The organism is Paracoccus stylophorae, from assembly GCF_028553765.1.
GTDB lineage: Bacteria > Pseudomonadota > Alphaproteobacteria > Rhodobacterales > Rhodobacteraceae > Paracoccus > Paracoccus stylophorae.
Genome location: NZ_CP067134.1, coordinates 1,445,646 through 1,470,808 on the forward strand (window position 1 = coordinate 1,445,646; position 25,163 = coordinate 1,470,808).

General features: G+C 65.8%; 27 protein-coding genes. 20 read left to right on the forward strand and 7 right to left on the reverse strand.

The window, feature by feature from the left end:
- Window positions 1-212 precede the first annotated feature (212 nt).
- Window positions 213-4,346 carry an Ig-like domain-containing protein gene (locus JHW45_RS07095; protein WP_272860186.1) on the forward strand — a complete coding sequence of 1,378 codons (4,134 nt, stop codon included), beginning with the start codon at window positions 213-215 and terminating at the stop codon, window positions 4,344-4,346.
- Window positions 4,347-4,462: 116 nt separating this feature from the next.
- Here the strand turns inward: JHW45_RS07095 and JHW45_RS07100 are convergent, their stop codons facing one another.
- From JHW45_RS07100 to JHW45_RS07120, 5 genes are all read right to left on the reverse strand, one after another.
- The gene (locus tag JHW45_RS07100) at window positions 4,463-5,569 is read right to left on the reverse strand and encodes an ABC transporter ATP-binding protein (RefSeq protein WP_272860187.1); all 1,107 of its coding nucleotides are present in this window, start codon (window positions 5,567-5,569) and stop codon (window positions 4,463-4,465) included.
- 4 nt (window positions 5,570-5,573) lie between these two features.
- Window positions 5,574-6,413: a carbohydrate ABC transporter permease gene (locus JHW45_RS07105; RefSeq protein ID WP_272860562.1), complete on the reverse strand. Its 840-nt coding sequence runs from the start codon at window positions 6,411-6,413 to the stop codon at window positions 5,574-5,576.
- 4 nt (window positions 6,414-6,417) lie between these two features.
- On the reverse strand, window positions 6,418-7,290 hold the full coding sequence (locus tag JHW45_RS07110) for a carbohydrate ABC transporter permease (RefSeq protein WP_272860188.1): 873 nt from the start codon (window positions 7,288-7,290) through the stop codon (window positions 6,418-6,420).
- Between the two features lie 60 nt (window positions 7,291-7,350).
- A complete protein-coding gene (locus JHW45_RS07115; RefSeq protein ID WP_419181838.1) occupies window positions 7,351-8,592 on the reverse strand; it encodes an ABC transporter substrate-binding protein in 1,242 nt (413 codons plus the stop codon).
- Between the two features lie 161 nt (window positions 8,593-8,753).
- Window positions 8,754-9,137, reverse strand: a complete 384-nt coding sequence (locus JHW45_RS07120; protein WP_272860190.1) for a DUF488 domain-containing protein — start codon at window positions 9,135-9,137, stop codon at window positions 8,754-8,756.
- Window positions 9,138-9,267: 130 nt separating this feature from the next.
- Between JHW45_RS07120 and JHW45_RS07125 the strand changes: the two genes are divergently transcribed.
- From JHW45_RS07125 to JHW45_RS07165, 9 genes are all read left to right on the forward strand, one after another.
- The gene (locus tag JHW45_RS07125; RefSeq protein ID WP_272860191.1) at window positions 9,268-9,684 is read left to right on the forward strand and encodes an RrF2 family transcriptional regulator; all 417 of its coding nucleotides are present in this window, start codon (window positions 9,268-9,270) and stop codon (window positions 9,682-9,684) included.
- A complete protein-coding gene (locus JHW45_RS07130; RefSeq protein WP_272860192.1) occupies window positions 9,681-9,986 on the forward strand; it encodes a DUF6522 family protein in 306 nt (101 codons plus the stop codon). Before JHW45_RS07125 ends, JHW45_RS07130 begins: the two co-directional genes overlap by 4 nt.
- A gap of 79 nt (window positions 9,987-10,065) precedes the next feature.
- Entirely contained in the window at window positions 10,066-10,257 is a 192-nt protein-coding gene (ccoS, locus tag JHW45_RS07135) for a cbb3-type cytochrome oxidase assembly protein CcoS (protein WP_272860193.1), read from the forward strand.
- Entirely contained in the window at window positions 10,254-11,903 is a 1,650-nt protein-coding gene (gene ccoN / locus JHW45_RS07140) for a cytochrome-c oxidase, cbb3-type subunit I (RefSeq protein ID WP_272860194.1), read from the forward strand. The genes ccoS and ccoN overlap by 4 nt, the downstream gene beginning before the upstream one ends.
- 7 nt (window positions 11,904-11,910) lie before the next feature.
- Window positions 11,911-12,696 carry a cytochrome-c oxidase, cbb3-type subunit II gene (gene ccoO, locus JHW45_RS07145; RefSeq protein ID WP_419181839.1) on the forward strand — a complete coding sequence of 262 codons (786 nt, stop codon included), beginning with the start codon at window positions 11,911-11,913 and terminating at the stop codon, window positions 12,694-12,696.
- A gap of 3 nt (window positions 12,697-12,699) precedes the next feature.
- Window positions 12,700-12,870 (forward strand): cbb3-type cytochrome c oxidase subunit 3, encoded by a 171-nt coding sequence (locus JHW45_RS07150; RefSeq protein ID WP_272860195.1) that lies wholly within the window; start codon window positions 12,700-12,702, stop codon window positions 12,868-12,870.
- Window positions 12,861-13,733: a cytochrome-c oxidase, cbb3-type subunit III gene (gene ccoP / locus JHW45_RS07155; RefSeq protein ID WP_272860196.1), complete on the forward strand. Its 873-nt coding sequence runs from the start codon at window positions 12,861-12,863 to the stop codon at window positions 13,731-13,733. Before JHW45_RS07150 ends, ccoP begins: the two co-directional genes overlap by 10 nt.
- Entirely contained in the window at window positions 13,730-13,927 is a 198-nt protein-coding gene (locus JHW45_RS07160) for a hypothetical protein (RefSeq protein ID WP_272860197.1), read from the forward strand. The genes ccoP and JHW45_RS07160 overlap by 4 nt, the downstream gene beginning before the upstream one ends.
- Window positions 13,921-14,805, forward strand: a complete 885-nt coding sequence (locus JHW45_RS07165) for a DUF2189 domain-containing protein (protein ID WP_272860198.1) — start codon at window positions 13,921-13,923, stop codon at window positions 14,803-14,805. Before JHW45_RS07160 ends, JHW45_RS07165 begins: the two co-directional genes overlap by 7 nt.
- Window positions 14,806-14,852: 47 nt before the next feature.
- Here the strand turns inward: JHW45_RS07165 and JHW45_RS07170 are convergent, their stop codons facing one another.
- Complete coding sequence (locus JHW45_RS07170; protein WP_272860199.1) at window positions 14,853-15,419, reverse strand: retropepsin-like aspartic protease family protein; 567 nt, start codon at window positions 15,417-15,419, stop codon at window positions 14,853-14,855.
- Window positions 15,419-16,036, reverse strand: a complete 618-nt coding sequence (locus tag JHW45_RS07175) for a MarC family protein (protein ID WP_272860200.1) — start codon at window positions 16,034-16,036, stop codon at window positions 15,419-15,421. The genes JHW45_RS07170 and JHW45_RS07175 overlap by 1 nt, the downstream gene beginning before the upstream one ends.
- Window positions 16,037-16,193: 157 nt before the next feature.
- Here JHW45_RS07175 and JHW45_RS07180 point away from each other — a divergent pair, with 157 nt between their 5' ends.
- From JHW45_RS07180 to infA, 10 genes are all read left to right on the forward strand, one after another.
- Entirely contained in the window at window positions 16,194-16,433 is a 240-nt protein-coding gene (locus tag JHW45_RS07180) for a twin-arginine translocase TatA/TatE family subunit (RefSeq protein WP_272860201.1), read from the forward strand.
- 22 nt (window positions 16,434-16,455) lie between these two features.
- A complete protein-coding gene (gene tatB, locus JHW45_RS07185; protein WP_272860202.1) occupies window positions 16,456-17,019 on the forward strand; it encodes a Sec-independent protein translocase protein TatB in 564 nt (187 codons plus the stop codon).
- A 1-nt stretch (window position 17,020) separates the two neighbouring features.
- Entirely contained in the window at window positions 17,021-17,905 is an 885-nt protein-coding gene (tatC, locus tag JHW45_RS07190; RefSeq protein ID WP_272860203.1) for a twin-arginine translocase subunit TatC, read from the forward strand.
- Window positions 17,895-18,773 carry an ATP-binding protein gene (locus tag JHW45_RS07195; protein ID WP_272860204.1) on the forward strand — a complete coding sequence of 293 codons (879 nt, stop codon included), beginning with the start codon at window positions 17,895-17,897 and terminating at the stop codon, window positions 18,771-18,773. The genes tatC and JHW45_RS07195 overlap by 11 nt, the downstream gene beginning before the upstream one ends.
- Before the next feature lie 51 nt (window positions 18,774-18,824).
- A complete protein-coding gene (locus JHW45_RS07200; RefSeq protein WP_272860205.1) occupies window positions 18,825-20,099 on the forward strand; it encodes a helix-turn-helix transcriptional regulator in 1,275 nt (424 codons plus the stop codon).
- 100 nt (window positions 20,100-20,199) lie between these two features.
- Entirely contained in the window at window positions 20,200-20,556 is a 357-nt protein-coding gene (locus JHW45_RS07205) for a response regulator transcription factor (RefSeq protein ID WP_272860206.1), read from the forward strand.
- Window positions 20,557-20,615: 59 nt separating this feature from the next.
- The gene (locus tag JHW45_RS07210) at window positions 20,616-20,927 is read left to right on the forward strand and encodes a hypothetical protein (protein WP_272860207.1); all 312 of its coding nucleotides are present in this window, start codon (window positions 20,616-20,618) and stop codon (window positions 20,925-20,927) included.
- A complete protein-coding gene (locus JHW45_RS07215; protein ID WP_272860208.1) occupies window positions 20,917-23,589 on the forward strand; it encodes an ATP-binding protein in 2,673 nt (890 codons plus the stop codon). The genes JHW45_RS07210 and JHW45_RS07215 overlap by 11 nt, the downstream gene beginning before the upstream one ends.
- Window positions 23,590-23,648: 59 nt before the next feature.
- A complete protein-coding gene (locus JHW45_RS07220) occupies window positions 23,649-24,809 on the forward strand; it encodes a FliM/FliN family flagellar motor C-terminal domain-containing protein (protein ID WP_272860209.1) in 1,161 nt (386 codons plus the stop codon).
- A gap of 126 nt (window positions 24,810-24,935) precedes the next feature.
- On the forward strand, window positions 24,936-25,154 hold the full coding sequence (gene infA / locus JHW45_RS07225; RefSeq protein ID WP_036716789.1) for a translation initiation factor IF-1: 219 nt from the start codon (window positions 24,936-24,938) through the stop codon (window positions 25,152-25,154).
- The last annotated feature ends 9 nt before the right edge of the window (window positions 25,155-25,163 follow it).

Below are 25,163 nucleotides of genomic sequence, written 5' to 3' on the forward strand. Positions count from 1 at the left end.
GGATGTGAAATGCCCCGCCCTTGCATCGTATCGCGGCCGTCTCATAGGTTGCCCGCCGACGGTTTGGCGCTCTGTTACCATTAGCATGATCTTAAGATGTTCCGGTCAGACATGACGGCGTCGAGCAACAATGCAATCGACCGATTCGCGGCCGTTCGGCCCGGATTGACAAGCCTGTTTTGGGAAGGTCGCGGACAATGGCAAGGGACGAGATGACGACATCGAACACTGGCGGGGCAGGGGCGTCGCACTATGAGACGGGTCTGTTGGGAGAGTTCTTCAAGGGCGGTTCATTCCGCAGCCTCTTCGACGCGCTGGACAGGATGCAGGGGCGCGCCGACGCCGTGTTCGTGTCCGACGGGATCGACTATGAGCAGATGGGCGGGACGCTGCGCGACTTTCTGGGCGCAGATGCCGACACGCTGAGCGACGCGGATGCCGCGGAGGTCGAGGACCAGTTCGCCCTGCGTCTGTCGGGCGAGGTCTATCTTGAGGCCGGATCGCACCGGTTCTACGCGATGACGGATGACGGCTTTCGCCTGACCATCGACGGGCAGGTCGTGACGGAATACGAAGGTGCGCGCGCCTCGGACGTCAGCCAGGGGACGATTCGGATCGCCGAATCCGGATGGTATTCGATCAATGTCGATTATTTCGAGGCCTGGGGTCACTCGGAACTGCGGGTGGGCCACAGCGTCAATGGCGGTCCGTTGGGATATATCGACGAAGGCGCGCTGCGCCACAGCGTCGGCACCGATGTGGAAGAGCCGTCCAACGCGGCGCCGCAGGCGAACGATGACGGCGGGTTGACGGTCGCGGCCGGTCAGGTGCTGACGATCCGGATCGCCGATCTGCTGGCCAATGACAGCGACGCGGATGGCGATGCGCTGTCGCTGGTGCGGTTGACCGACGTGACCAACGGCACCGCCGAAATCGTGGGGGATGAGATCCGCTTTGCGGCCGGCGCGGAGGGCAGCGGCGGTTTCCGCTACGCGGTGTCGGACGGGCAGGGCGGCCGGGACAGCGCCAATGTCTCGATTGCGGTGACGGATGCCGGCGATCCCCCGACCGAGCCTGCGCCGAACGCCGCCCCGCGTGCGCGCAACGATCAGCGCACGATGGAACAGGGCGGCACGCTGCGCATCGATGCGCTGGCCAATGACAGCGATCCGGACGGCGACACGTTGACCATCTCTCGGCTTGGACGGGCCGAGCATGGCAGTGTCCGGCTGAACGACGACGGGACGGTGACCTATGTGCCGGATGCCGGTTTCTCGGGTCAGGACAGCTTCGTCTATACCGCCAGCGACGGGAACGGCGGACGGAATTCGGCCCGCGTGACCATCGATGTGAATGGTGGCAACATGTCGCCCGAGGCCGTCGATGACGGCGGCTTTTCCGCGATCGAGGGGCAGGCGCTGATCATCCCCATCGCCGATCTGCTGGCCAATGACAGCGATCCCGACGGCGGCAGCCTGTCGATCGAGCGGCTGACCAATGTCCAGAACGGCACCGCGCAGATCGTGGGCGACCAGATCCGGTTTACCGGCGACGACGACGGGGCGGCAAGCTTTGACTATGTGCTGTCGGACGGGCAGGGCGGAACCGCACGCGCGACCGTCTCGCTTGAAGTGACCGAAGCCGAGGATGACGGCGACGACGATCAGGAACCGGGTCCGGGACCCGACACCGGCGGCAGCGACGGCGAGGGCGGTGATGGTGGACACGGTCACGGCTCGTTCGAGCCGATCGACCCGCCGCAGACGCCCGCCGAGATCGCCCGGTTCGTCGAGACAGTGATGAACATGCCGGAAGCCGAAATGTCCGGCCCGCCCGAGGCGATGGCGGGACACATGGCCGCGCTGAACCTGGTGGATCGCGGCGAATCGACCCATGTTGCTGTCAGTCACGGCGACTGGAACGACGCTTCCACCTGGCATAACGGCGAAATCCCCGGCGAGGGCGCGCGGGTTTTGATCCCCGAGGGCATCTCGGTCGGCTACAGCGCCGAAAACGACGCCTCGATCTTTACCGTGCGTGTGGACGGCGAACTTCACTTTGCCACCGATCAGGACAGCCGCCTGCTGGTCGACACTCTGGTCGTGTCGCCCACCGGCCGGCTTGAGATCGGCACCGCCGATCATCCGGTCGAGGCCGGCACCAATGTCGATATCGTCTTTGCGGATAACGGCGACATCAATGTCGGATGGGATCAGGCGCTGCTGTCGCGCGGGATGATCGCCTTTGGCGAGGTCGATATTGCCGGGCAGGAAAAAAGCTCGCACCTGAAGGTTCAAGTCGATGCCATGGCCGGCGATACCGCGCTGACCCTGGCCGAGGAGCCAAGCGGCTGGCAGGTCGGCGACAAGCTTGTCCTGACCGGCACCTATCAGCAGGGTTTCTACTGGAACAACGACACCCGGGCGATGGACTTTGCCGAAAGCCAGGATGAAGAGGTCACCATCACCGCCATCGACGGCAACACCGTCACGCTGAACCGGCCGCTGATTTTCGATCACGATACGCCGCGTGACGATCTGAAGGCCTATGTCGCGAACATGACGCGAAACGTCACCTTCTCAAGCGAGGGGGGAGACGATCTGCCGGTGCATCAGCGCGGTCATGTGATGTTCATGCATAATGACGACGTGGACGTGCGGTATGCGGGCTTCGACGATCTGGGCCGCACCGACAAGGCGGAATTCGCCGGTCCGCCCAGTGCGTTCGGCGGGGTCGGCAATCTGTCGCCCGACACCAATCTGGAAGCGCGCTATCCGTTCCATATCCACGAGGCCGGACTGGACGACATCGAAAATCCCGCCATTGCGATCGGCAACGTGGTCGATGGCTCTCCGGGGTGGGGGTTCGTGCAGCATTCGTCCAATGCCAACCTGACCAACAACGTCGCCTTCGATGCCTGGGGTGCAGCCTTTGTCGCCGAAGACGGCAACGAAACCGGGACCTGGCTGCGCAACATCGCCATCAAAAGCCAAGGCTGGTCCTATGGTGACTGGGCGGTCAAGGAAAGCCCGATCGACGGCAACTCCGCACGAACGGGCGACGGGTTCTGGTTCGGCGGCCGGCTGGTCGAGGCCGCCGAGAATGTAGCGGCAAACACCACCAACGGCTTCGTCTGGCTGCAACGTGGTGACCGCGACAATATCGATCCCGCAACGACCCACCGTCCCGAGATCGGCTATGGTCAGGATGAACTGCGTCCGGACAAGCATCCGATCCAGGGATTCCGGGACAACGAGGCTTTCGGCACCAATACCGGGCTGATCGTCGTCAAGGCCTCGCCCGATCAGGGCCATGACGTTCGCAGCGTGTTCGACGGTTTCCTGAACTGGGAAACCCGCGAAGGTGCCGCCGTCAGCTATACCAGCCATTACACGTTCCTCGATTTCGATCTGGTCGGACAGCGCCCCGAATCCGGTCTTGGCTGGGATTATGCCTATCACGGTGTTACCCTCGGCACGAACGCCATCGACATGGTCTTCAACGGCATTCGCATCGAGGGGTTCGACCACGCCTTCAACCTGGCCGACAACATTGATGTGGAGACGCGCAGGGCGGGCGATTTCCACAACACCGTCATCGACGGGGATTTCCGCAACATCCGCAACGAGGATATCAGGCAGGAGTTTGACGGTCAGTTGCAGTTGCTGCAGGGATCCGATTTGACCGAGGGACGGATGCAGTTCCGTCTGACCGCGGATCGGATCATCTCGGATGCCGACCACATGTTCTTCAACGGCATCAAGACGGATTCCATCGGTGAGATTGAACGATCCTTCGTTCTGGAGGAACAGGGTCTGTGGGGCTGGGACAAGGAGCATTATCTGAATACCAACGGCTTCTGGCGCCTGCCCGACGGAACGCCTGTCGCCCTGGTCGAGGATTTCGTCGCGGACCGCGCCACGGGCGAGTTGACCAAGCAGATGCTGGTGTTCGAACTGGATTATTCGGACCGCGGGCTGGAAAGCCGCTATCCGTTCAACGGTGTGGTCGATCTGGGCGGGCCGGCGGTGACGGCGCGCGACGACAGCGCCACGACGATGATGAACACGGATATCCGCATCGACCTGACCGCCAATGACAGCGATCCCGATGGCGGTCGCGTGGTTGTCAACGGTCTGGTCAATCCCGTTCATGGCGATGTCTTCATGCAGGATGACGGGACGGTTCTGTATCGCCCCAACGAGGGCTTTACCGGTGTCGACAGGTTCTCGTACTGGGCGGCCGACGAGGAAGGAAACTTCAGCCGCGCCGACGCCGTGGTGACGGTAGAACCCGGCAACGACCTGCTGCATCAGGCGATGCAGAGCGACATGTTCGACCTCTGACCATCGCGAAATCTGTTGTGACAGGGCCCGGCGCGCGTGATGTGCGCCGGGCCTTGCCGTTGATGCGTCCACAAACCGGCTTCGGCAAGCCGCACGGCACCCGCGCGGCGTGATCGTCAGTTCAGCCGGCTGCCATCCTGTGGCGAGAAATACGAAACCTTCGACAGATCGAAGGCCAGCGGAAAGCTGCGCTTGGCCGCGACCGCGCTTTCGGCGCGCAGGCGTACGGTCACCGGCGTTCCGCCCAGATGGGTTACGGCATAGGTGTCCGCGCCTGCCGGTTCGACCACGTCGATCATCACCTCGCCGCCCGCGCCGTGCAGATCCTGGGGCAGATGCGCCTGTCCGGTCGCCTCGTGGATATCCTCGGGGCGGACGCCCAGGATGATCTGCGAAGGCAGGTCGCGGGCGATCGGATCGGTGATCACCAGCGGGTCGGACCCGTCGCGGTCGATCTCGATCCGGGTCGTTCCGTCCTCGGTCCGGGCGCGCGCCGGGATCAGGTTCATTGCCGGGCTGCCCATGAAGTCGGCCACGAACATGTTCGCGGGCCGGTTATAGATCTGGGACGGTGTGCCGACCTGCTGGATCGTGCCGGCCTTCATCACCACAATGCGCGTCGCCAGCGTCATCGCCTCGATCTGGTCGTGGGTGACATAGACGATCGAGGCGTTCAGATCCTGATGCAGCTTCTTGATCTCGGTGCGCATGCTGACGCGCAGCTTGGCGTCCAGGTTCGACAGCGGCTCGTCGAACAGGAACAGCCGCGGGTCGCGCACCAGCGCGCGGCCCATCGCCACGCGCTGACGCTGTCCGCCGGACAGTTGCGCGGGCTTGCGGTTCAGCAACGGCTCGATCTGCAACTGTCCCGCGACCTCGGCCAGTTTGCGCGCCTGCGTTTCCTTGTCGACACCGCGCACCTGCATGCCGAAGGTAATGTTTCTGGCCACGCTCATCGTCGGGTACAGCGCATAGGACTGGAACACCATGGCGATATCGCGATCCTTGGGCGATACGCCGGTCACGTCGCGCCCGCCGATGCGGATGGTGCCGCCGCTGATCGGCTCCAGCCCGGCGATGCAGTTCAGCAGCGTGGATTTGCCGCATCCGGACGGGCCGACCAGAACCAGAAAATCGCCCTCGTCGATGCTGACATTGATGTCGTGCAGGACGCGGGTGTCGCCATAGGATTTGTGCAGATGGTCGATTTCAAGAACCGGCATGGGATCAGCCTTTCACGGAACCGGCGGTCAGACCGCGGATGAAGTATTTTCCGGCGACGACATAGACCAGCAGCGTGGGCAGGGCGGCGATGATCGCCGCGGCCATGTCCACGTTGTAGGCTTTCACGCCGGTGGTCGAATTGACGATGTTGTTCAGCGCCACGGTCACGGGCTGGCTGCCCGGCCCGCTGAAGCTGACCCCGAACAGGAAGTCGTTCCAGATCTGGGTGAACTGCCAGATCACCGACACGGTGACGATCGGCAGCGACAAGGGCAGGAAGATGGCAACGAAGATGCGAAAGAACCCGGCGCCGTCGACCTTGGCCGCGCGCACCAGCTCTTGCGGGATGGTGACGTAATAGTTGCGGAAGAACAGCGTGGTAAAGCCGATCCCATAGATGACATGGACAAGGATCAGCCCCGGAATCGTGCCGGCCAGACCCAGCAGCCCCAGCATCCGCGCCATCGGCATCAGCACGACCTGGAACGGAATGAAGCATCCGAACAGGATCGCCGCAAAGAACAGGTTCGCGCCCGGAAAGCGCCACTGGGCGAAGACATAGCCGTTCAGCGCGCCGATCGCGGTCGAGATGACCACCGCCGGAACCGCCATCAGGACGCTGTTCCAGAAAAACGGGCGCAGGCCCTGGCACTGGGTGCCGGCGCAGGTGCTGGACCACGCCTCGATCCAGGGCTGGAAGGTCAGCGCGCGCGGCAGCGCCAGCAGGCTGCCGGTGCGGATTTCCTCGAGGCTTTTCAGCGAGGTGGTCACCATCACGAACAGCGGCATCAGATAGAACAGCGCGAACAGGATCAGGATCGCATAAAGGCTCCAGCGCAGCATGATGTCAGTTTTCACGGCGCGGCCTCAATTCGCTGTAAAGATAGGGCACGACGATGGCGAAGATGACCATCATCATGATCATGGCGCTGGCCGCCGCCTGCCCCAGATCGCCGCGCGAGAACGCCATCGCATACATGTAGGTCGCCGGCAGGTCCGTGGCATAGCCCGGCCCGCCATTGGTCAGCGCGATGACCAGATCGAACGCCTTGATGGCCAGATGCGCCAGCACGATGAAGGCTGACAGAAAGATCGGCGCCATCGTCGGGATGATGATCGCGGTATAGATGCGCCGGGTCGGGATGCCGTCGACCTGTGCGGCGCGGATGATCTCGGTATCGACGGATCGCAGCCCGGCCAGAAACAGCGCCATTACAAACCCCGATGCCTGCCAGACGGCCGCGATCACGATGGTATAGATCGCCATCTCGGGGCGGATCAGCCAGTCGAAGGAAAAGTTCTGGAACCCCCACCCGCGCACCATTTCCTGGATGCCGAGGCCGGGGTTCAGGATCCATTTCCACGCCGTTCCGGTCACGATCAGCGACAGCGCCATCGGATACAGATAGATGGTGCGCAGCACGCCCTCGGCCCGGATCTTCTGGTCCAGAAAGATCGCCAGCATCAGCCCGATCAGCATCGAGATCGCGATGAACAGGCCGCCAAAGATGAACAGGTTGTTCATCGCCACATCCCATCTGGGCGAGGCGAACAGCCGCGCATACTGGCCAAAACCGTCGATCTCGTATCGCGGCATCAGCCGGGATCGGGTCAGGCTGACCCACGCCGTCCAGCCGATAAACCCATAGACGAAGATCAGGATCGCGACGAAGGACGGCGCAAGCACCAGCTTGGGCATGTTGCGTTCAAGCCATTCCATGTCCGAAATTTCCTTGGGAAATGCCTGCGGCGGCGCATCGCCGCAGGCGGTTGTCGGTGATTACATCTGCGACGCGGCGACGGCGTCGGCCAACTGCTGCACCGCGTCCTCCGACGACATGTCGCTGTTGAAGAAGTTCGTCACCACATCGGTGACGGCCCCCGCCTGCGCCCCGCGCAGCGCCATGCCATGAGCATAGGACGGCAGAAGAGAGCCGTCCTGCGCGTCCTCGGTCATGTCCTTGCTGGACTGCTTGGCGCACTCGTCGAACTCGTCCAGCGCGACGTCGGTGCGGGCGGGAATCGAGCCCTTGTTGAGGTTGAAGGTCTTCTGGAACTCGGGGCCCATGATCAGCTTGGCCAGCAGTTTCTGGCCCTGCTGCCGGTCCTCGCCATCGACGTTGAAGAAGGCAAAGCTGTCCACGTTGTAAAGGAACCCCTGACCCGGCGTCGGCCAGCAGACGAAATCGACGCCCGGCTGCTTGCCGGCCGCCAGGAATTCGCCCTTGGCCCAGTCGCCCATGATCTGGAACGCGGCCTCTCCGTTCATCACCATCGCGGTCGCCAGGTTCCAGTCGCGGCCCGAGAAATTGTCATCGACATATCCGCGCAGCGTCCGCAACTCGTCGAAGACGGCCTTCATCGTGTCCGATGTCAGCGCCTCGGGGTCCAGATCGATCAGCGCCTTGCGATAGAAATCCGGCCCCTGCGCCAGCACGATGGTTTCGAACACGGTCGCGTCCTGCCAGTTCTGGCCGCCATGGGCCAGCGGCGTGATGCCGGCCTGCTGCAGCTTTTCGGCGGCGGCGTTGAACTCGTCCCAGGTGGTCGGCATCTCGATGCCGTTATCGTCCAGGATCTGCTTGTTGCCCCAGATCCAGTTGACGCGGTGGACGTTCACCGGCGCGGCGCACCACTGGCCTTCGCATTTCATGTGCTGGGCGATCTGGTCGGGCAGCGCCGCGGCCCAGTCGTTTTCCTCGGCCACGTCGGAAATGTCGGCAAGGCCGGTTTCCTCATACCATTCCTGGATCGCCGGCCCTTTCAGCTGGACGGCGGTGGGGGCGTTGCCCGACAGCACCCGCGCGCGCAGGGCGGTCATGGCCGCATCGCCCGCGCCGCCCGCCACCGGCATGTCGGTCCAGGTGCCGCCTTCGGCCTTGAACTGATCCTGCAGGACGGCGACGGATTTTGCCTCGCCGCCCGAGGTCCACCAGTGCAGGACCTCGGCCGTGGGCTCTGCCGCGACAGGGCCTGCAAGCATCAGGGCGGTCGAGGCCGCCAGAACGGATTTCATGTACATGGATCCTCCCAGATCGTTGTTGCACGGACATTGGCTGTCCGCGTCGCGGCCATCATGCCAAATTCGACGCCTCGACCACAACGCGGATCAGCGATGTGCAGCACAGTTTTCCGCCCGCGCGTGGCGATCGGCCGCGAAAACAGGGATCTTGGGGTTGTTTGTCAGGAGGATTTGCTGTTGCGCAGCACCAGTTCCAGGTAATCGCGCAACACCACCGCATTGTTGTGGTCGCGGTCCCGGGCCGCGAACAACAGCGTGACCGTGCCCTTGCGGACCCAGTCCAGACATTCATCGACCGCGTCGCGATTGTCCTTCAGCTCGGACATATAGCGGTTGCGGAACTCGGCCCATTTGTCGGGGTCGTGGTTGAACCATCGTCTCAGCTTGTCGCTTGGCGCGACCTCTTTCACCCACGCGTCCAGCGCCAGATCGTCCTTGCTGATCCCGCGCGGCCAGATGTGATCGACCAGCAGGCGCGCGCCGTGAAAGTTGCCGGCGTCGTCATAGGGGCGGGCCAGATGGATGTTGTGGTCAGAGCCTGTCATCGATCCTCCTGCAATGTCGTGGGGTGCGCGGGCCGATCCGGTGGCAAGGAAAACGCGGCCGGGCATTTATCAGATGCAAATCTTCTGCTAATAGGTATTCTGTATACCGATTCAGATCAACGGTGCGGCGATGCGGCTGACCTCTTTCACCGATTACGGATTGCGCATCCTGATGCGTCTGGCCGCGCAATCGGGGCAGGTGCTGTCGACCGCCGAACTGGCCAGCGACCTGCATCTGTCGCGCAACCACCTGTCGAAGATCGTGCAGCACCTGTCCCGCCACGGCATCGTCGTCACGCAGCGTGGCGGCGGCGGCGGTGCGGCGCTGGCGCTTCCGGCGGATCAGGTGCGGCTTGGCGATGTCGTCAGGCTGCTGGAAGACGGACAACCGCTTGTCGAATGTTTCGCGGCAGGTGGCGGGGAGTGTTCGCTGGACGGATGCTGCCGGCTGAAATCGCGGCTGCGCCACGCCGAGGCCCGGTTTCTGGACGATCTGAACCGATCCACCATGGCCGATATCGCGCTGAAGAAAACGGAGATGGCATGACCCGCGCCGAAACCAACCCGCCACCCGTCCGGATCGCCTTCGACAACGGATCGCCGGTCGTCGATGCGGACGCGATCGCGCCCTTGCTGGGGATCGAGGTGGACGAGTTGCGCCGCGGCCTGCAGCAGGGCCAGATCACCACCGGGGTCGAACGGGGCGAGGCCGAGGATGAGGGCCGGTTCCGGCTGACATTCGTATCGGCACAGTGGCGGCTGCGGCTGACCTGCGACGCGGACGGCAATGTTCTGTCGGTGTCGCGCGTGCAGCGCGGGGCACCGACTCGGTTGACCCCGCACGATTGAGAGGACAGGATGCAATCGACCTGTTCATGCAGCAGCAAGCCTGCAACCAGACGGCGAATGACGAGCGGAGGGTGACTGGATGGGTGTTCTCGTCTTTCTGATCCCGGTGACGATCGCGATGGGTCTTATCGGGCTGTTCGCGTTCTTCTGGAGCCTGCGCAGCGGGCAATACAACGATCTCGACGGCGATGCCACGCGCATCCTGAACCCCGATGAGGACCGGCCGCTGGTCCCGACCTCGCCTGCACCACCCAAGGAGAAGCAGTCATGATCGCCAATCTGACCCGCAACGAGCGTCAGGGCGCGCTGATGATCTCGATCTCGGTCCTGATCGTGGGGCTGGCGATGGCCGCGCTTGGCGCCGGCGATCTGATGGGGATGCAGGGCTGGGTGGTGATCCTGTTCGCCGCCGTCATGTGCACCATCGTGCTGCGCGGGCTGGACGCAGACGAGCCGACCGAGGATCGCGCCGCCAGCTATTACGACGATCCGACCAAGGTGGGGATCGTGATCTCGCTGATCTGGGCGGTGATCGGGATGGGAGTCGGGGTCTGGGTCGCCTCGATGCTGGCCTGGCCCAATCTGCGCTTCGACGCCGCCTGGTCCAGCTTTGGCCGGGTGCGCCCGGTGCACACGTCGGGGGTGATCTTCGGCTTTGGCGGCAATGCGCTGATCGCCACCTCGTTCCACATCATGCAGCGGACGTCGCGGGCGCGGATGCCCAATCAGGTGCTGCCGTGGTTCGTGCTGTTCGGCTTCAACCTGTTCTGCATCGTCGCCGCCAGCGGCTATCTGATGGGGATCACCCAGTCCAAGGAATATGCCGAGCCGGAATGGTATGCCGATATCTGGCTGGTCGTGGTCTGGGTGGCGTATTTCGTGCTGTATATCCGCACGCTGGCCCGCCGGAACGAGCCGCATATCTATGTGGCGAACTGGTATTACATGGCCTTCATCCTGGTCATGGCGGTGCTGCACATCGTCAACAACCTTGCCGTCCCGGCCAGCTTGACCGGGGCCAAAAGCTATTCCGCGTTTTCGGGCGTTCAGGACGCGATGACGCAATGGTGGTACGGCCACAACGCGGTGGCGTTCTTCCTGACCTCGGGCTTTCTGGGGATGCTGTATTATTTCCTGCCCAAGCGCGCGGGACGGCCGATCTATTCCTATCGCCTGTCGATCCTGTCCTTCTGGGGCATCGTGTTCTTCTATATCTGGGTCGGCTCGCACCACCTGCATTACACGGCGCTGCCGCATTGGGTGCAGACGCTTGGGATGACGTTCTCGGTCATGCTGCTGGTGCCGTCATGGGCGTCGGCGGGCAACGCGCTGATGACGCTGAACGGGGCCTGGCACAAGGTGCGCGACGACGCCACGCTGCGCTTCATGATGGTCGCGGCGGTGTTCTATGGCCTGTCCACGTTCGAGGGGTCGTTCATGGCGATCCGTCCCGTGAACGGCCTGTCCCATTACACCGACTGGACCGTGGGTCACGTTCATGCCGGCGCGATGGGGTGGGTTGCGCTGATCACGTTCGGGTCGATCTATGCGCTGGCGCCGCTGCTGTGGCGGCGCGAAAGCATGTATTCCTGGAAGGCGGTCGAATGGCATTTCTGGCTGGCTCTGGCCGGGACGGTGATCTACGTCTTCGCGATGTGGAACAGCGGCATCATCCAGGGGCTGATGTGGCGCACCTATTCGGAAAGCGGCACGCTGCGCTACTCCTTCGTCGATTCGCTGGTCGCGATGCATCCCTATTACATGGCGCGGGCCTTTGGCGGGCTGCTGTTCCTGATCGGCGCCGTCATCGGGCTGTGGAACGTGGTCATGACCATCCGGCACGTCCCGCGCCGGACGCCCGAGCTGGATTATCCCACCGGTTCCGAGGCGAACGAACCAGCCGTCCCGGCGGAGTGACAAGACCATGAACCGCGTTCTGAAAACACTTCTTCGGCCCTTCGCCCGCTTTTTCGAGTTTCACGCCCGCACCCATTACCGGGCCGAGCGTCATTCGATGGCGCTGACCGCGGGGATCATCGCCGCCGCCGGCGTCGGCGGCTTTGTCGAGATCGCGCCGCTGTTCACGATTGCCGACACGGTGGAGACCGCGCCCGACATGCGGCTGTATACGCCGCTGGAACAGGCGGGGCGCGACATCTATATCCGCGAAGGCTGCTATCTGTGCCACAGCCAGATGATCCGCACCCTGCGCGACGAGGTCGAGCGATACGGTCCCTATTCGCTGGCCGTCGAAAGCAAATACGATCACCCGATGCTGTGGGGGTCGAAGCGAACCGGCCCCGATCTGGCCCGGCTTGGCGACAAGTTCTCGGATGACTGGCATGTGCGGCATCTGATCGACCCGCGCGATCTGGTGCCGGAATCGGTGATGCCGCAATATGCGTTCCTGCAGAACGCCACGCTGCAAACGCGCGATCTGCCGGACCGTCTGGCCGCGCTGCGCGCCGTGGGCGTGCCCTATACCGACGAGATGATCGCGGCCGCCTCGGCCGACGCCAGCGGACAGGCCCGCCCCGATACCGAGGGCGCGGACGGGGTTCTGGAACGCTATGGCGAGGAGACCGCGATCCGCGTGTTCGACGGCCGGCCCGAACTGGTGACCGAGATGGACGCGCTGGTCGCCTATCTTCAGGTGCTGGGCAAGCTGACCGATCTGGCCCACGAAACCCAACCCGTCGCAGAGGAGTAGGCCATGCAGATCTCGCACGAGTTGCTGGTGGGCATCGCCAAGTCGTTCGGCCTGTTCTATCTGATCGCGCTGTCGATCGGGATCACGGTCTATGCCTTCTGGCCGTCCTTGGGCAAACGCTTTGACCGGGCGGCGAAAAGCATTCTGGACGATGAGGACGGGCCATGTCGGTAAAGGATCGCGACCCGCTGACCGGCCACAAGACGACCGGGCACGAATGGAACGGCATCACCGAACTGAATACGCGCGTGCCCCGCTCGATCTGGTTCTTTGTGATCGTCACCCATCTGTGGGCGCTGATCGTCTGGATCCTGCTGCCGACCTGGCCTCTGGTGACGACCTATACCAAGGGCATTCTGGGCGTCGATCAGCGGCAGGAGGTCGAGGAAGCCGTGATCGCGGCCAATCAGGCGCGGTCGGACTGGGCACAACAGATCGACGAGCTGGATGCCGAACAGATCATGGCCGAACCGGCGCTGTCGGCGCGGGTGCGGGCGACCGGGCACCAGCTGTTCGGCGACAACTGTGCCGGCTGTCACGGCCGCGACGCGGCAGGCGGGCCGGGCTTTCCCAGCCTGATCGACGATGCGTGGCTGTGGGGCGGCGACACCGACACGATCATGGAAACGCTGCGGGTGGGCATCAACGCGCCCCATCCCGAAACCCGTTACGCCGAGATGATGGCCTTCGGCCGCAACGGCATTCTGGACCGCGAGCAGATCCGCGTCGTGGCCGATTACGTCCAAAGCCTGTCGGGCGCGCAGGTCGCGCCGGCCCGGCTGGAACAGGGCGCCCAGATTTTCGCCGACAACTGCGCAAGCTGTCATGGCGAGGACGGGACGGGCAGCACCGATCTGGGCGCCCCGAACCTGACCGACGATTTCTGGATCTATGGCGGCGACGACCAGTCGCTGTTCACCACCATCCATGACGGCCGCGCCGGCTGGATGCCCGCATGGGAAGGCCGGCTGACCCTGACCGAACGCAAGATCCTTGCCGTCTATCTTCAGCAACTGCATCAGGAGGCGCGACAGTGACCCAAGGCGTGAAACCGCGCGGCTTCGCACCTTCGCGCGCCGTGGCGCTGACGGCGGCGTTTCTGGTCGCGGTGGTGTTCGTGGCCGCCAATGCCCATCTGGTCCTTGTCTCTGTCCGTTCGCAACCCGAATGCGCCCTGCAACCCCTTCAGGAAGGCGCCGCCAGCTATCGTGCGGCGAAACCATCATGCTAGGTGACCGCGACGACGCCCCGCCCCCGCCCGACAACCCGGACGCCCACGGCGCGATCCCCAAGGTCGTCCCGCCGCTGCCGCGCGAGAACAAGCGGGCGCGCAACCTGCCCTGGCAGACCGCGTTCCACTGGCTGCGCGCCGGGTGGTCGGATCTGTGGCACAACCCGGTGCCCAGCCTGCTTTACGGGATCGCCGTGTTCGTCGTCTCGGCGCTGATCGTGTGGCTGCTGTTCCGGTTCGATCTGGAATACGCGCTGCTGCCCGCTTTGGCCGGTTTTCTGGTCGTCGGTCCGCTGGTCGCCAACGGGCTTTACGAAAAAAGCCGTCAGCTGGAACAGGGGGACGACGTCACCTTTACCCAAATGCTGTTCGTCAAGCCCGCGGCAGGTCACGCGGCACTGTTCATGGGGGTGCTGCTGCTGGGGCTGTTCATGCTGTGGCTGCGGGCGGCGGTGCTGATCTGGGCGCTGTTTTTCGGCATCGCACCCTTTCCCGGCATGGACGAGATCATCTCGACCCTGTTCCTGACCCCGACGGGCTGGGGGCTGCTGCTGGTCGGCGGGGCCGTGGGGGCGCTGTTCGCGGCCTTCGCCTTTGCGATCAGCGTCTTTGCAGTGCCGATGCTGCTGGTCGAACGGACCGATGCGATGTCCGCCCTGGGCATCAGCATGGCGATGGTCTGGAACAACCGCGCGGTGATGATCGCGTGGGGCGCCATCGTGATGGTGCTGTTCGGGATCGCCATCGTGACCGCCCTGGTCGGTCTGATCCTGATCTTCCCGGTGCTGGGCCACGCGACCTGGCACGCCTATCGCGCGATCCGCGCCGACGACCGGCAGGAGGGCGAGACCGAGCGGATGTTCGTCCGCCCCGCCTGACGCCAGCCCCGCCTGATTCCTGCCCCGATCGGCGGCGCGATGACGGATCAGCGTTCCAGAACCAGCAGATCGCCCTCGAAACTGACGCGGGCGAAGGTCCGCAAATAGGACATGCCCAGAAGCGAGCCGCTCAGATCCGCGCCGATCACCCACGCCCGGACATTGCGGTCCACGATATCGCCGATGGCCAGTTCGTCGATGGTGACGGGGGCGGTCTCGACCTCGCCATTGGCGGTCATGGCCCGGCCGATATAGGCCAACGAGTCGGGGTCGATCCCGATGCGGCGCGCGTCGGGCGGCGCCAGGGCGATGCTGGATGCGCCCGTATCCACCAGGAATCGCACATCGACGCCGTTCAGCTGCGCGGTCAGATGGAAATGCCCGTCGCGGCCGACCGGAATCTCGATCCGTCCGCCCTGCACGATCTGCTGGCGCGTGCCGCCGTCCAGCCACAGATTGGCGGCAAAGATCGCGCCGGCGAAGATGACGACCCACAGCACCAGTTGCCGCAGCGCCTGACCCCCGCGGCCCGACAGCTCGAACAGCATCGCGCCGCCGATGACCACCAGCAGCAGGACGTAATAGGCAAGCTGCATCCCCTCGTCGCCGCCCATCAGAACAGACCCGATCCCTTCAGCCCGTCGATGACGAACTGGACCGACAGCGCCGCAAGCAGCATCCCCAGAAGGCGGGTGACGACCATCGTCCCGGTCCGCCCCAGCACGCCCGCGATGGGCGTTGCCAGATGGAACAGCACGATGGCGATGGCCAGCACCGACAGCATCACCAGATGGATCATCACCAGATGCGCCCAGCCCGGCTGCTGCCCGGCCAGCAGGATCATCGTGGCCAGCGACCCCGGCCCCGCCAGAAGCGGCGTGGCCAGCGGAAAGACCGACGGATCGTCGTCGACGGTGTCGTCATGGGCCTGCCCCTCGCGCCGCTCGGTCCGGCGTTCGAACAGCATGTCCAGCGCGGTCAGCAGCAACAGGATGCCGCCCGCGATCCGGAAGGCCGAGATCGAGATGCCGATGCCGTGCAGGATCGCCTCGCCGGCCAGCCCGAACAGGGTCAGCAGGATCGCGGCGATGACGACCGCGCGCAGCCCGATCCGGTTGCGCTGCACGGCCGTGCGACCGGGGGTCAGCGCGATGAAGATCGGCGCAAGGCCGATCGGGTCGATCACCACGAACAGCGTCACGAAGGCGGTGATATAGGGGGCCATGTCCATCCGGCCCTTATCGCCCGGTCCGCGGGCGCTGCCAAGACAAACGGCGGAAGCGGGCCGAAAACGCTTGCGTGATCGGACATTCGGGCTTTGCAATCCGCGCGGCGACGTCCTAAATCTGTCGCGCGGACGGTGGTTCCGTCCGGCAAGGGAGTTTCGCATGCTGAACAATATCGGCCTTCCCGGCCTTCTTCTGATCGCAATCGTCGTGCTGGTCCTGTTCGGACGCGGCAAGATCTCGTCGCTGATGGGCGAGGTCGGCAAGGGCATCACCGCGTTCAAAAGGGGCGTCAAGGACGGCACCGAGGAAATCGAAAGCGCGGTCGACGACGACGACACGCGCAACGTGCCCGGCGAAAAGGCGCGCGACGTGACGCCGCACAGCACCGACCGCAGCTGACCGGACAAGGGCGCCGCGCATCATGTTGGATATCGGCTGGACCGAGCTGCTGCTGATCGGCATCGTGGCGCTGATCGTCGTCGGTCCCAAGGATCTGCCGCATCTGTTCCATGCGTTGGGCCGGTTCACCGCCAAGGCGCGCGGCATGGCGCGCGAATTCACCTCGGCGATGGAGGATGCGGCCAAGGGATCGGGGCTGGACGAGGCATCCAACAGCATCCGCGACCTGAAATCGCTGACCTCGAAGAAATCCCTGGGGCTGGATGCGCTGGACCGCGCCGCCGAGCGGTTCGAGAAATGGGACCCCAAGGTTCCTGACGCGCGCACCAAGCCGGTCAGGGACCCCGCCGCCCCGGCCAAGCCTGCCGCAGATGGAGAAACCCCGGCCAGCCCGACGCCCACCAGCCCGACCCCTGCCAGCACGACGCCCGACAGTCAGACATCTTCCGGCGCGACGCCAGACGCCGGCGATGCGGCGGCGCTGCCGCAGGGTGCGGTGGGCGACGAGGCTGCGGTCGCGCCCGCATCGGCGCCGGGCACACGGCGTCTGCGCGCGGTGCGTCGCAGCGACATGAAGGACGATTGAATTGGCCAGCCATATCCCCCAGGACGACGATCTCGACGACAGCTCGGCCCCGCTGATCGAACATCTGGCGGAGCTGCGCACCCGGATCATCTGGTCGCTGCTGGCGTTCATCGTCGCGATGGTGCTGTGCTATACCGTCTGGAATCCGATCTACAATTTCCTGACCCGGCCGATCTGCCACGCGCTGGAACTGCGCGGGCAGGAATGCGGCCTGATCCTGCTGAAATTGCAGGAGGGTTTCTTCGTCGCCATCCGCATCTCGCTGCTTGGCGGCTTTGCGCTGGCCTTTCCGATCATCGCCTTCCAGATGTGGCGCTTCGTGGCGCCCGGCCTGTATCGCAACGAGAAAAGCGCCTTTCTGCCGTTCCTGATCGCCTCGCCCGCGATGTTCTTTCTGGGCGCGGCCTTTGCCTATTACGTCATTCTGCCGATGGCCTATGATTTCTTCCTGGGCTTTCAGCAGGGTCCGCTGACGCTGCCCGACGACGGCACGGGGGCCGAGGCGCCGCCGGTGGACGATCCGATGGCCGCGATCGTCTTTCAGGGCTCGGTCGATGAATACCTGTCGCTGACGACCAAGTTCATCCTGGCGTTCGGCCTCAGCTTTCAGTTGCCGGTGCTGCTGACGCTGATGGGCAAGGCCGGGCTGGTCACGGCCGAGGGGCTGGCGTCGGTGCGCAAATACGCGGTCGTCGCGATCCTGATGCTGGCCGCTGTCGCCACCCCGCCCGACGTGGTCAGCCAGGTGGTGCTGTTCGTCGTGGTCTACGGCCTTTACGAGATTTCGATCCAGCTGGTCCGCCGCATCCAGAAACGCCGCGAGGCCGAGCTGCGGGCACAGGGGCTGTGGGTCGATGACGATGTCGAGGAAAAGGATGACCTATGACGCGCCGCGCATGAAGGACCGCGCTGATCCTGACGATGCGCTGGCCCGGATCGCGGAGGCGCTGGAACGTCTGGCCCCGCCGCCCGCGCCGGTGCCCAGCTTTACCGAGGCCACGGCCTATGTCTGGCATCCCGATCCCGACCGCCTGCACCCGGTCCGGTCCGTCAACCGCGTCGATCTGGTGCAGCTGATCGGCATCGACCGGGCCAGGGACACGCTGCTGACCAACACGCTGCAATTCGCGCGCGGATACGGGGCCAACAACGCGCTTTTGTGGGGCGCGCGGGGGATGGGCAAATCCTCGCTGGTCAAGGCCGTGCATGCCGAGGCGGTGTCGCAGGGATTGCCGCTGGTTCTGGTCGAGATCGCGCGCGAGGATCTGGCTTCGGTCGGACGGCTGCTGGACATTCTGGGCCGCGCGACGGACCGGCGGTTCCTGCTGTTTGCCGACGATCTGTCCTTCAGCCATGACGACACGCAGTACAAATCGCTCAAGGCGGTGCTGGACGGCGGCATCAGCGGCCGCCCGCCCAACGTGATCCTGTATGCCACCTCGAACCGGCGCCACCTGATGCCGCGCGACATGATCGACAACGAACGCTCGACCGCGATCCAGCCCGGCGAGGCGGTCGAGGAGAAGGTGTCGTTGTCGGATCGCTTTGGCCTGTGGCTGGGATTTCATCCCTGCTCGCAGGATGAATATCTGGCGATGGTGCAGGGTTATTGCGCGGCCCACGATCTGGACATCCCGGCCGAGGAATTGCGCGCCCAAGCCATCGAGTGGCAGGCCACGCGCGGCGGCCGGTCGGGCCGCGTGGCGTGGCAGTTCTTTACCGATCTGGCCGGGCGGTACGGCATCGCGGTCTGAACCCCGACGCGCGGCTTGCCTTGCCGCACCGCGCGGGCTTTGATCGCGATCATGACTCAGCGTGGCGCCACTCATGTCCTGACCGGAACCCGGATCCGCGAACGCCGTCTGGCGCTGTCGCGGCGGCAGGCCGATGTCGCGCGCGCGGCCGGGATCTCGCCGGCCTATCTGAACCTGATCGAACATAACCGCCGGCCCGTGGGCACCGATCTGGTCCGGCGTCTGGCCGAGGTGCTTGAGGTTCCGTCCGAGGAACTGGCCGAGGGCCGCGAAGAGGCGCGCATCGCCGCGCTGCGCGAGGCCGCGGCCCGGCTGCCGCAGGCCGCGCCCGGACCGCCGCCCGAACTTGACCAGGCACCGGAATTTCTGGCCCGCTTTCCGGGCTGGGCCGAGGCGCTGATCGCGCTGTCGCGGCGGTCCGAGGCGCTGGAACGGCAACTGGTGACGCTGTCAGACCGGATGCGGCAGGACCCCTATCTGCTGACCACGCTGCACGAAATCCTGTCGGCGGTGACCTCGGTCCGCTCGACCGCGTCGATTTTGGCCGAGGAACGCGACATCCCCGATGACTGGCGGGGCCGGTTTCACGGCAATCTGGATCAGGACAGCCAGCGCCTGTCGGCCACCGCGCAGGCGCTTGTCGCTTATCTGGACAGTTTCGAGGCCGAAGACCCGATCTTCACCCCCCAGGAAGAGGTCGAGGCGTGGATCGCCGCCGGCGCGCCGCCCATCGACGAGGCCGGCGATCTGGCCTCGGACGCGGCGCGGCTGCTGGCCGGCGCGCATCTGGCCCGGATCGAGGAAGACCGTGCCCGTCTGCCGGATGCGGACTTGACCGCCGCGTCGGCCGCGACGTCCGATCCGATGCAGATGGCCGCCGGTCTGGGCCAGCCGCTGGATCTGGTCATGCGGCGACTGGCGCAGCTGCGCCCGCCGGGGTTTCAGCGTGCGGGCCTGCTGGTCTGCGACGGCTCCGGCGCGCTGACGCTGCGGCGGCCGGCGCCGGGCTTTCCGCTGCCGCGCCCCGGCGATGCCTGTCCGCTGTGGCCGCTGTATCAGGCGCTGGCCGCGCCCCAGACCGCGATGTCGCATGTCGTCGTCGCACCGGAAGGGCGGCGGTTCGCCACGCTCAGCTTTGCCACGCGCAGCCAGCCCGGCGGGACGGCGGGGCCGGTTCTCAGCCGGGCGCAGATGCTGATCCTGCCGGCCGACGGCGCGCCCTCCGGGGTGGCGGTGCCCGAAATCGCCATCGGCCCGTCCTGCCGCATCTGTCCCCGCACCGATTGCGCGGCGCGGCGCGAACCCTCGATCCTGCTGGCACGCTAGCGGGCGGTGCCGCGCGACGGGGCAATGTTTCTTTGACAGCCACGCCGAATCCGGCACATCATCCATGTCAATCCGCAAAGGGGGGAGGCGGGGCAGGACGATGCTGGACATCCTGATGATCGAGGACGAACCGAACATCGCCGAGGCCGTGCGCTTCATCCTCGGCCGCGACGGCTGGAACCTGTCGCTGCACGCCGACGGTCAGGGCGGGATCGAGGCGATCCGCCGCCATCGTCCGCGGCTGGTGATCCTTGATCTGATGCTGCCGCACCGGTCCGGCGCCGAGATCCTGGCCGATCTGCGGCAAGAGGACGATGCCGGGCTGGCCGCGACGCCGGTCCTGATGCTGACCGCGCGCGGGCAGACGACCGACGGCGCGGCGCAGGCGGATGCGGTGCTGGCCAAGCCGTTTGCCAATGACGAACTGCGCGCGGTCGTGCGCCGGATGCTGGCGTGAGGCAGATGCCCGCGCGGCGGGGCGTGGCGTTGGGAATCAATGCGGCAAGGAGGCACCTGATGGCCCAACAGCCGCTGTTTCTGGAACGCGCGTCCTTTCGCCGCCGGCGTCTTGGCGATGCCGCCCGCGTCCTGCCGGTCGCCGCGCTTCTGGCCGTGCTGCTGCCGGTCTGGTGGATCCCGGCCGAGGTCAGCTTTGCCGCCGGTGCGGCGTGGTTCTTTGGGCTTTGGGCATTGCTGATCGTCGCGATCTGGGCCTTGCACCGCGCCCTTCTGCGCGCCGAGGCGGCCACCGCGCGGGCCGAGGCGCAGGCGGCCGAGGCAGGCGCCGCCCCCGCCGCCGCGCCGGAGGGGCGCGACGATGCCGTTTAGGGCGCTGGTCGCGGGCTGCATCGCCTATGCGGTGCTGATGTTCGCGGTCGCCTATGCGGCCGACCGCGCGGCCGCGCGGGGGCGCGTGCGCTGGCTGGATCATCCGCTGATCTATACGCTGTCGCTGTCGGTCTATTGCTCGGCCTGGACGTTTTACGGCGCGGTCGGTTATGCGACCCGGTCCGGGCTGGAATTCGCGACGATCTATCTGGGACCGACGGTCGTGTTCGCGGGCGCGTGGTGGCTGCTGCGCCGGCTGGTGCGGCTGGCGCGGATGCATCACGTGACCTCGATCGCGGATCTGATCTCGGCCCGGTTCGGCAAGTCGAACCCGCTGGCCGCGCTGATCACCCTGATCTCGGTCATCGCGGCCACGCCCTATATCGCGCTGCAACTGCAATCGGTCAGCCTGTCCTTTCAGGTCTTCGCGACCGAGGCCGCCGATGGCGCCGCGTTGCAGGCCGGGTCGGGCGCCACCGCGCTTGGCGTGGCGGCGGGGCTGGCGCTGTTCACGATCCTGTTCGGCACCCGCAACCTGGCGGCGGACGAACGTCACCACGGCGTCGTCACCGCCATCGCGCTTGAGGCGGTGGTCAAGCTGCTGGCCTTTCTGGCGTTGGGCGTGTTCGTCGTCTGGGGGCTGGCCGACGGGCCGGCCGACATGCTGGCGCGGATCGCGCGCTCGGCCGAGGACCCGGCCATCGCCGAAGGCTGGCGGTTGCGTCCCGACCGCTGGACCGCGCTGATCGTCGTGTCTGGCGCGGCCGTCGTCACCCTGCCGCGCATGTTCCAGGTGATGGTCGTCGAGGCGGCGGACGCGCAGCGCCTGCACGTCGCGGGCTGGGCGTTTCCGGCCTATCTGTTCGCCATGTCGCTGTTCGTGCTGCCGATCGCGGTGATGGGCCGCGAGTTGCTGCCCGCCGACGCCAACCCCGATTTGTTCGTGCTGACGCTGCCTGCATCTGCCGATCAGGGTTTGCTTGCATTTCTGGTGTTTCTGGGCGGTTTCTCAGCCGCCACATCAATGGTCGTGGTCTGCGCCATCGCGCTGTCCACGATGATCTCGAACCACTGGATCGTGCCGGGTTGGCTGGCGCTGCGGCGGCGACCGTCGGGCGAAGAGACCGAGAATCTGCGCGGCTTCGTGCTGAACGCGCGCCGGCTGTCGATCCTGGCCGTGGTCGGCGCGGGATGGGTGTATCACGAGGCATCGGGGGGCGCGGCGGCGCTGGCCTCGATGGGGCTGGTGGCGTTCACGGGCATGGCGCAGGTGCTGCCGGCGATGCTGGGCGGGCTGTTGTGGCGCGGCGCCAATCGCGGCGGCGCGTATGCCGGGTTCGGGGCGGGGTTCGCCTTGTGGATGATCCTGATCTTCCTGCCCTCCATCGGCGTCGGGAACCCGCCCACTGTGTCGCCGCAGGTGGATTCGCTGGCTTTCAGCATTTTCGTATCCTTGACCGCCAATACGCTGATCTTCATAGGATTTTCGATCTTTGCCTTTCCCGACCCGGTCGAACGTCTTCAAGGCCTGACCTTCGTCAGCGCGGTCGAGCCGATCCGCCACAGCCGCACCATGCGGGGCGAGGATCGGGCCGAACCCCTGCTGGCCATGACCCGCCGCGTCTGGGGCAGCGACGCGGCGCTGCGCTTTTTCCAGGCCGAGGCTGCGGCGCAGGGGAAATCCGGGTATCTGCCCGATCTGACGATGGATTTCGTGACCCGGCTGGAACGCCGGCTTGCCGGTTCCATTGGCGCGGCCACGGCCCATGCGATGGTCGAACGGGTCGCGGGGGGCGGGGCGCTGACCGTGTCGGACCTGTTGCAGGTCGCCGACGAGGCGCAGCGCGCCAAGCAAGAGGCGCAGCGCCTGGAATCCGCCACGACCGAACTGGCCCGCACCGCCACGCAGCTGCGCGAGGCGAATGACAAGCTGACCGCGCTGTCGGTGCAGAAGGACGCGTTTCTCAGCCAGATCAGCCATGAATTGCGCACGCCCATGACCTCGGTCCGCGCGTTCTCCGAGATTCTGATGACGCCGGATCTGTCGGAACAGGATCGCGCGCGGTTCGCCGGCATCATCGCGACCGAGGCGGGCCGGCTGACCCGGTTGCTGGACGATCTGCTGGACCTGTCCGTGCTGGAAAGCGGGCGCGCGCAGCTGAGCGTGTCGGTGGCCAATCTTCACGACCTGATTTCGCGCGCGCTGGACGCGGCCTCTGCCACCCGGCCGGAACGGGTCTTCACCATAGACCGCGACATGCCGGCCGAACATGTCCCGGTGATGACCGATACCGACCGGCTGTTGCAGGTCCTGATCAACGTGATCACCAATTCGCGCAAATACTGCGACGCAGCCCGTCCGGCCCTGAAGATCCGTGTGCAGCGACCGGCCTCGGGCGGCGCGCAGATCGACATCATCGACAACGGCAGCGGGATCGAGGGGTCGCGGCAGGCGCTGATCTTCGAGAAATTCTCGCGCCTGAACGATCCGTCCCGCGCGGGCGGCGCCGGGCTGGGCCTGGCCATCTGCCGCGAGATCATGGAGGTTCTGGGCGGCGGCATCACCTATCTGCCGGGTCAGGGCGGGGCGGCATTCCGCATCACCCTGCCGCGCAGACCGCCCGCCGGGGCCGCCGTCGCGCAGGATCAGGCGCAGCCGTAAGGGTTTCGTAAACCTGTCTTTGCCAGATTGGTCCGCGCAGAAGGCGATTCGGATCGGGCATGGCACAGGACGGCACAGCGGCGGCAGGCAGGGACACAGGGCCGGGGGGCGGCGTGCTGCGCCGGATGCTTGCCGCACGCCGTGAGGATCGGGACAGGCAGGGCCGCGCGCCGCAGATGCCGCAACCGGTGCCGCCGACGCCCGCGCGTGCGGCGGCGACCGCCGTGGGGCGGGCCGCCGACCGCCTGTACGGGCTTGGCGTGCAGCCCATTTCGGTCACGCCGGGGGCGCTGACGCTGGCGGAGCTGCCCGAACTTCTGCCCGCACCGGCGCTGCTGGTGGTGTTGCAGGGGCAGGGCGATCTGGTGGGCGCGATGGCCCTGTGTCCGCAGGCCGTGACCGCGCTGATCGAGATCCAGACCCTGGGCCGGATCACCGCCCGCCCGGTCGAGGCGCGCCGCCCGACGCGCAGCGACGCGATGCTGTGCGCCGATTTCATCAACGCGCTGATGTCCGAACTGGCGTCCGAGATGGCCGGCCTCGACGGGTTCGAGGGGATCGCGGGATACCGCTATGCCAGCTATCTGGACGACCCGCGGCCCCTTGCGCTGATGCTGGAGGACAGGCCCTATCGCAGTCTGTGCTTCAAGCTTCGTCTGGGCGGGGCAGAGACGCGCGAGGCCGCGATCTTCCTTGCCCTGCCGCAGCCTTCGGCGCCCGAACGGACGGTGCCGGCCAGCCGCGACCCGGATGCGGGGCGCACGGAAGCGCCTGCCGCCGCAACCGCGCAACCGCCCGCGCCGGACGTGCAAGCGGTCGCACTGGGCGCGACGGTCGGCGATGCGCCGGTCGATCTGGTCGGCGTGCTGTGCCGCCGCCGCATCACGCTTGGCGAACTTCGCGGCTTGGTGGACGGCAAGCTGCTGCATCTGCCCCGCGTCAGCCTGTCCGAGGCCCGGATCGAGACGCCGGGCGGGCAGTTGCTGGCCGTGGGCAAGTTCGGCGAGGCCGAGGGTTGTCACGCGATCCGCCTGCGCGACCCTGCCGCGCCGGTGTCGCAGACTGCGCCATCCGGACCGGCGGCCACCGCCGCGCCGCCCCCACCGCCGACCGGACCAACGACCGGACCCGAGCCGCCGATGGACGATCTTGATGGGCCGGACTTGTTCAGACATGATGACCCGCATGAGGGCGCCGGACGCGACGGGACGGCGCCCTGATCGGCCCCACAGTGTCAAAAGCGTCGCACCCCACCGGGCAGAGGCGCTTTTCCCTTGAAATCGCCGGCTTTGAGACGCATCTAACCACCGTCCCGAATCCTGCGGGGCGATTGCAACGGAGTGACCATGGCCAAGGAAGAAATGCTCGAATTTCCCGGCGTCGTGAAGGAACTCCTGCCCAACGCGACGTTCAAGGTCGAGCTTGAAAACGGTCATGAGATCATCGCGCATATGGCAGGAAAGATGCGAAAGAACCGCATCCGCGTTCTGGCCGGCGACAAGGTTCAGGTCGAGATGAATACCTATGACCTGACGAAAGGGCGGATCAATTACCGCTTCAAGTGACCCGGCGGA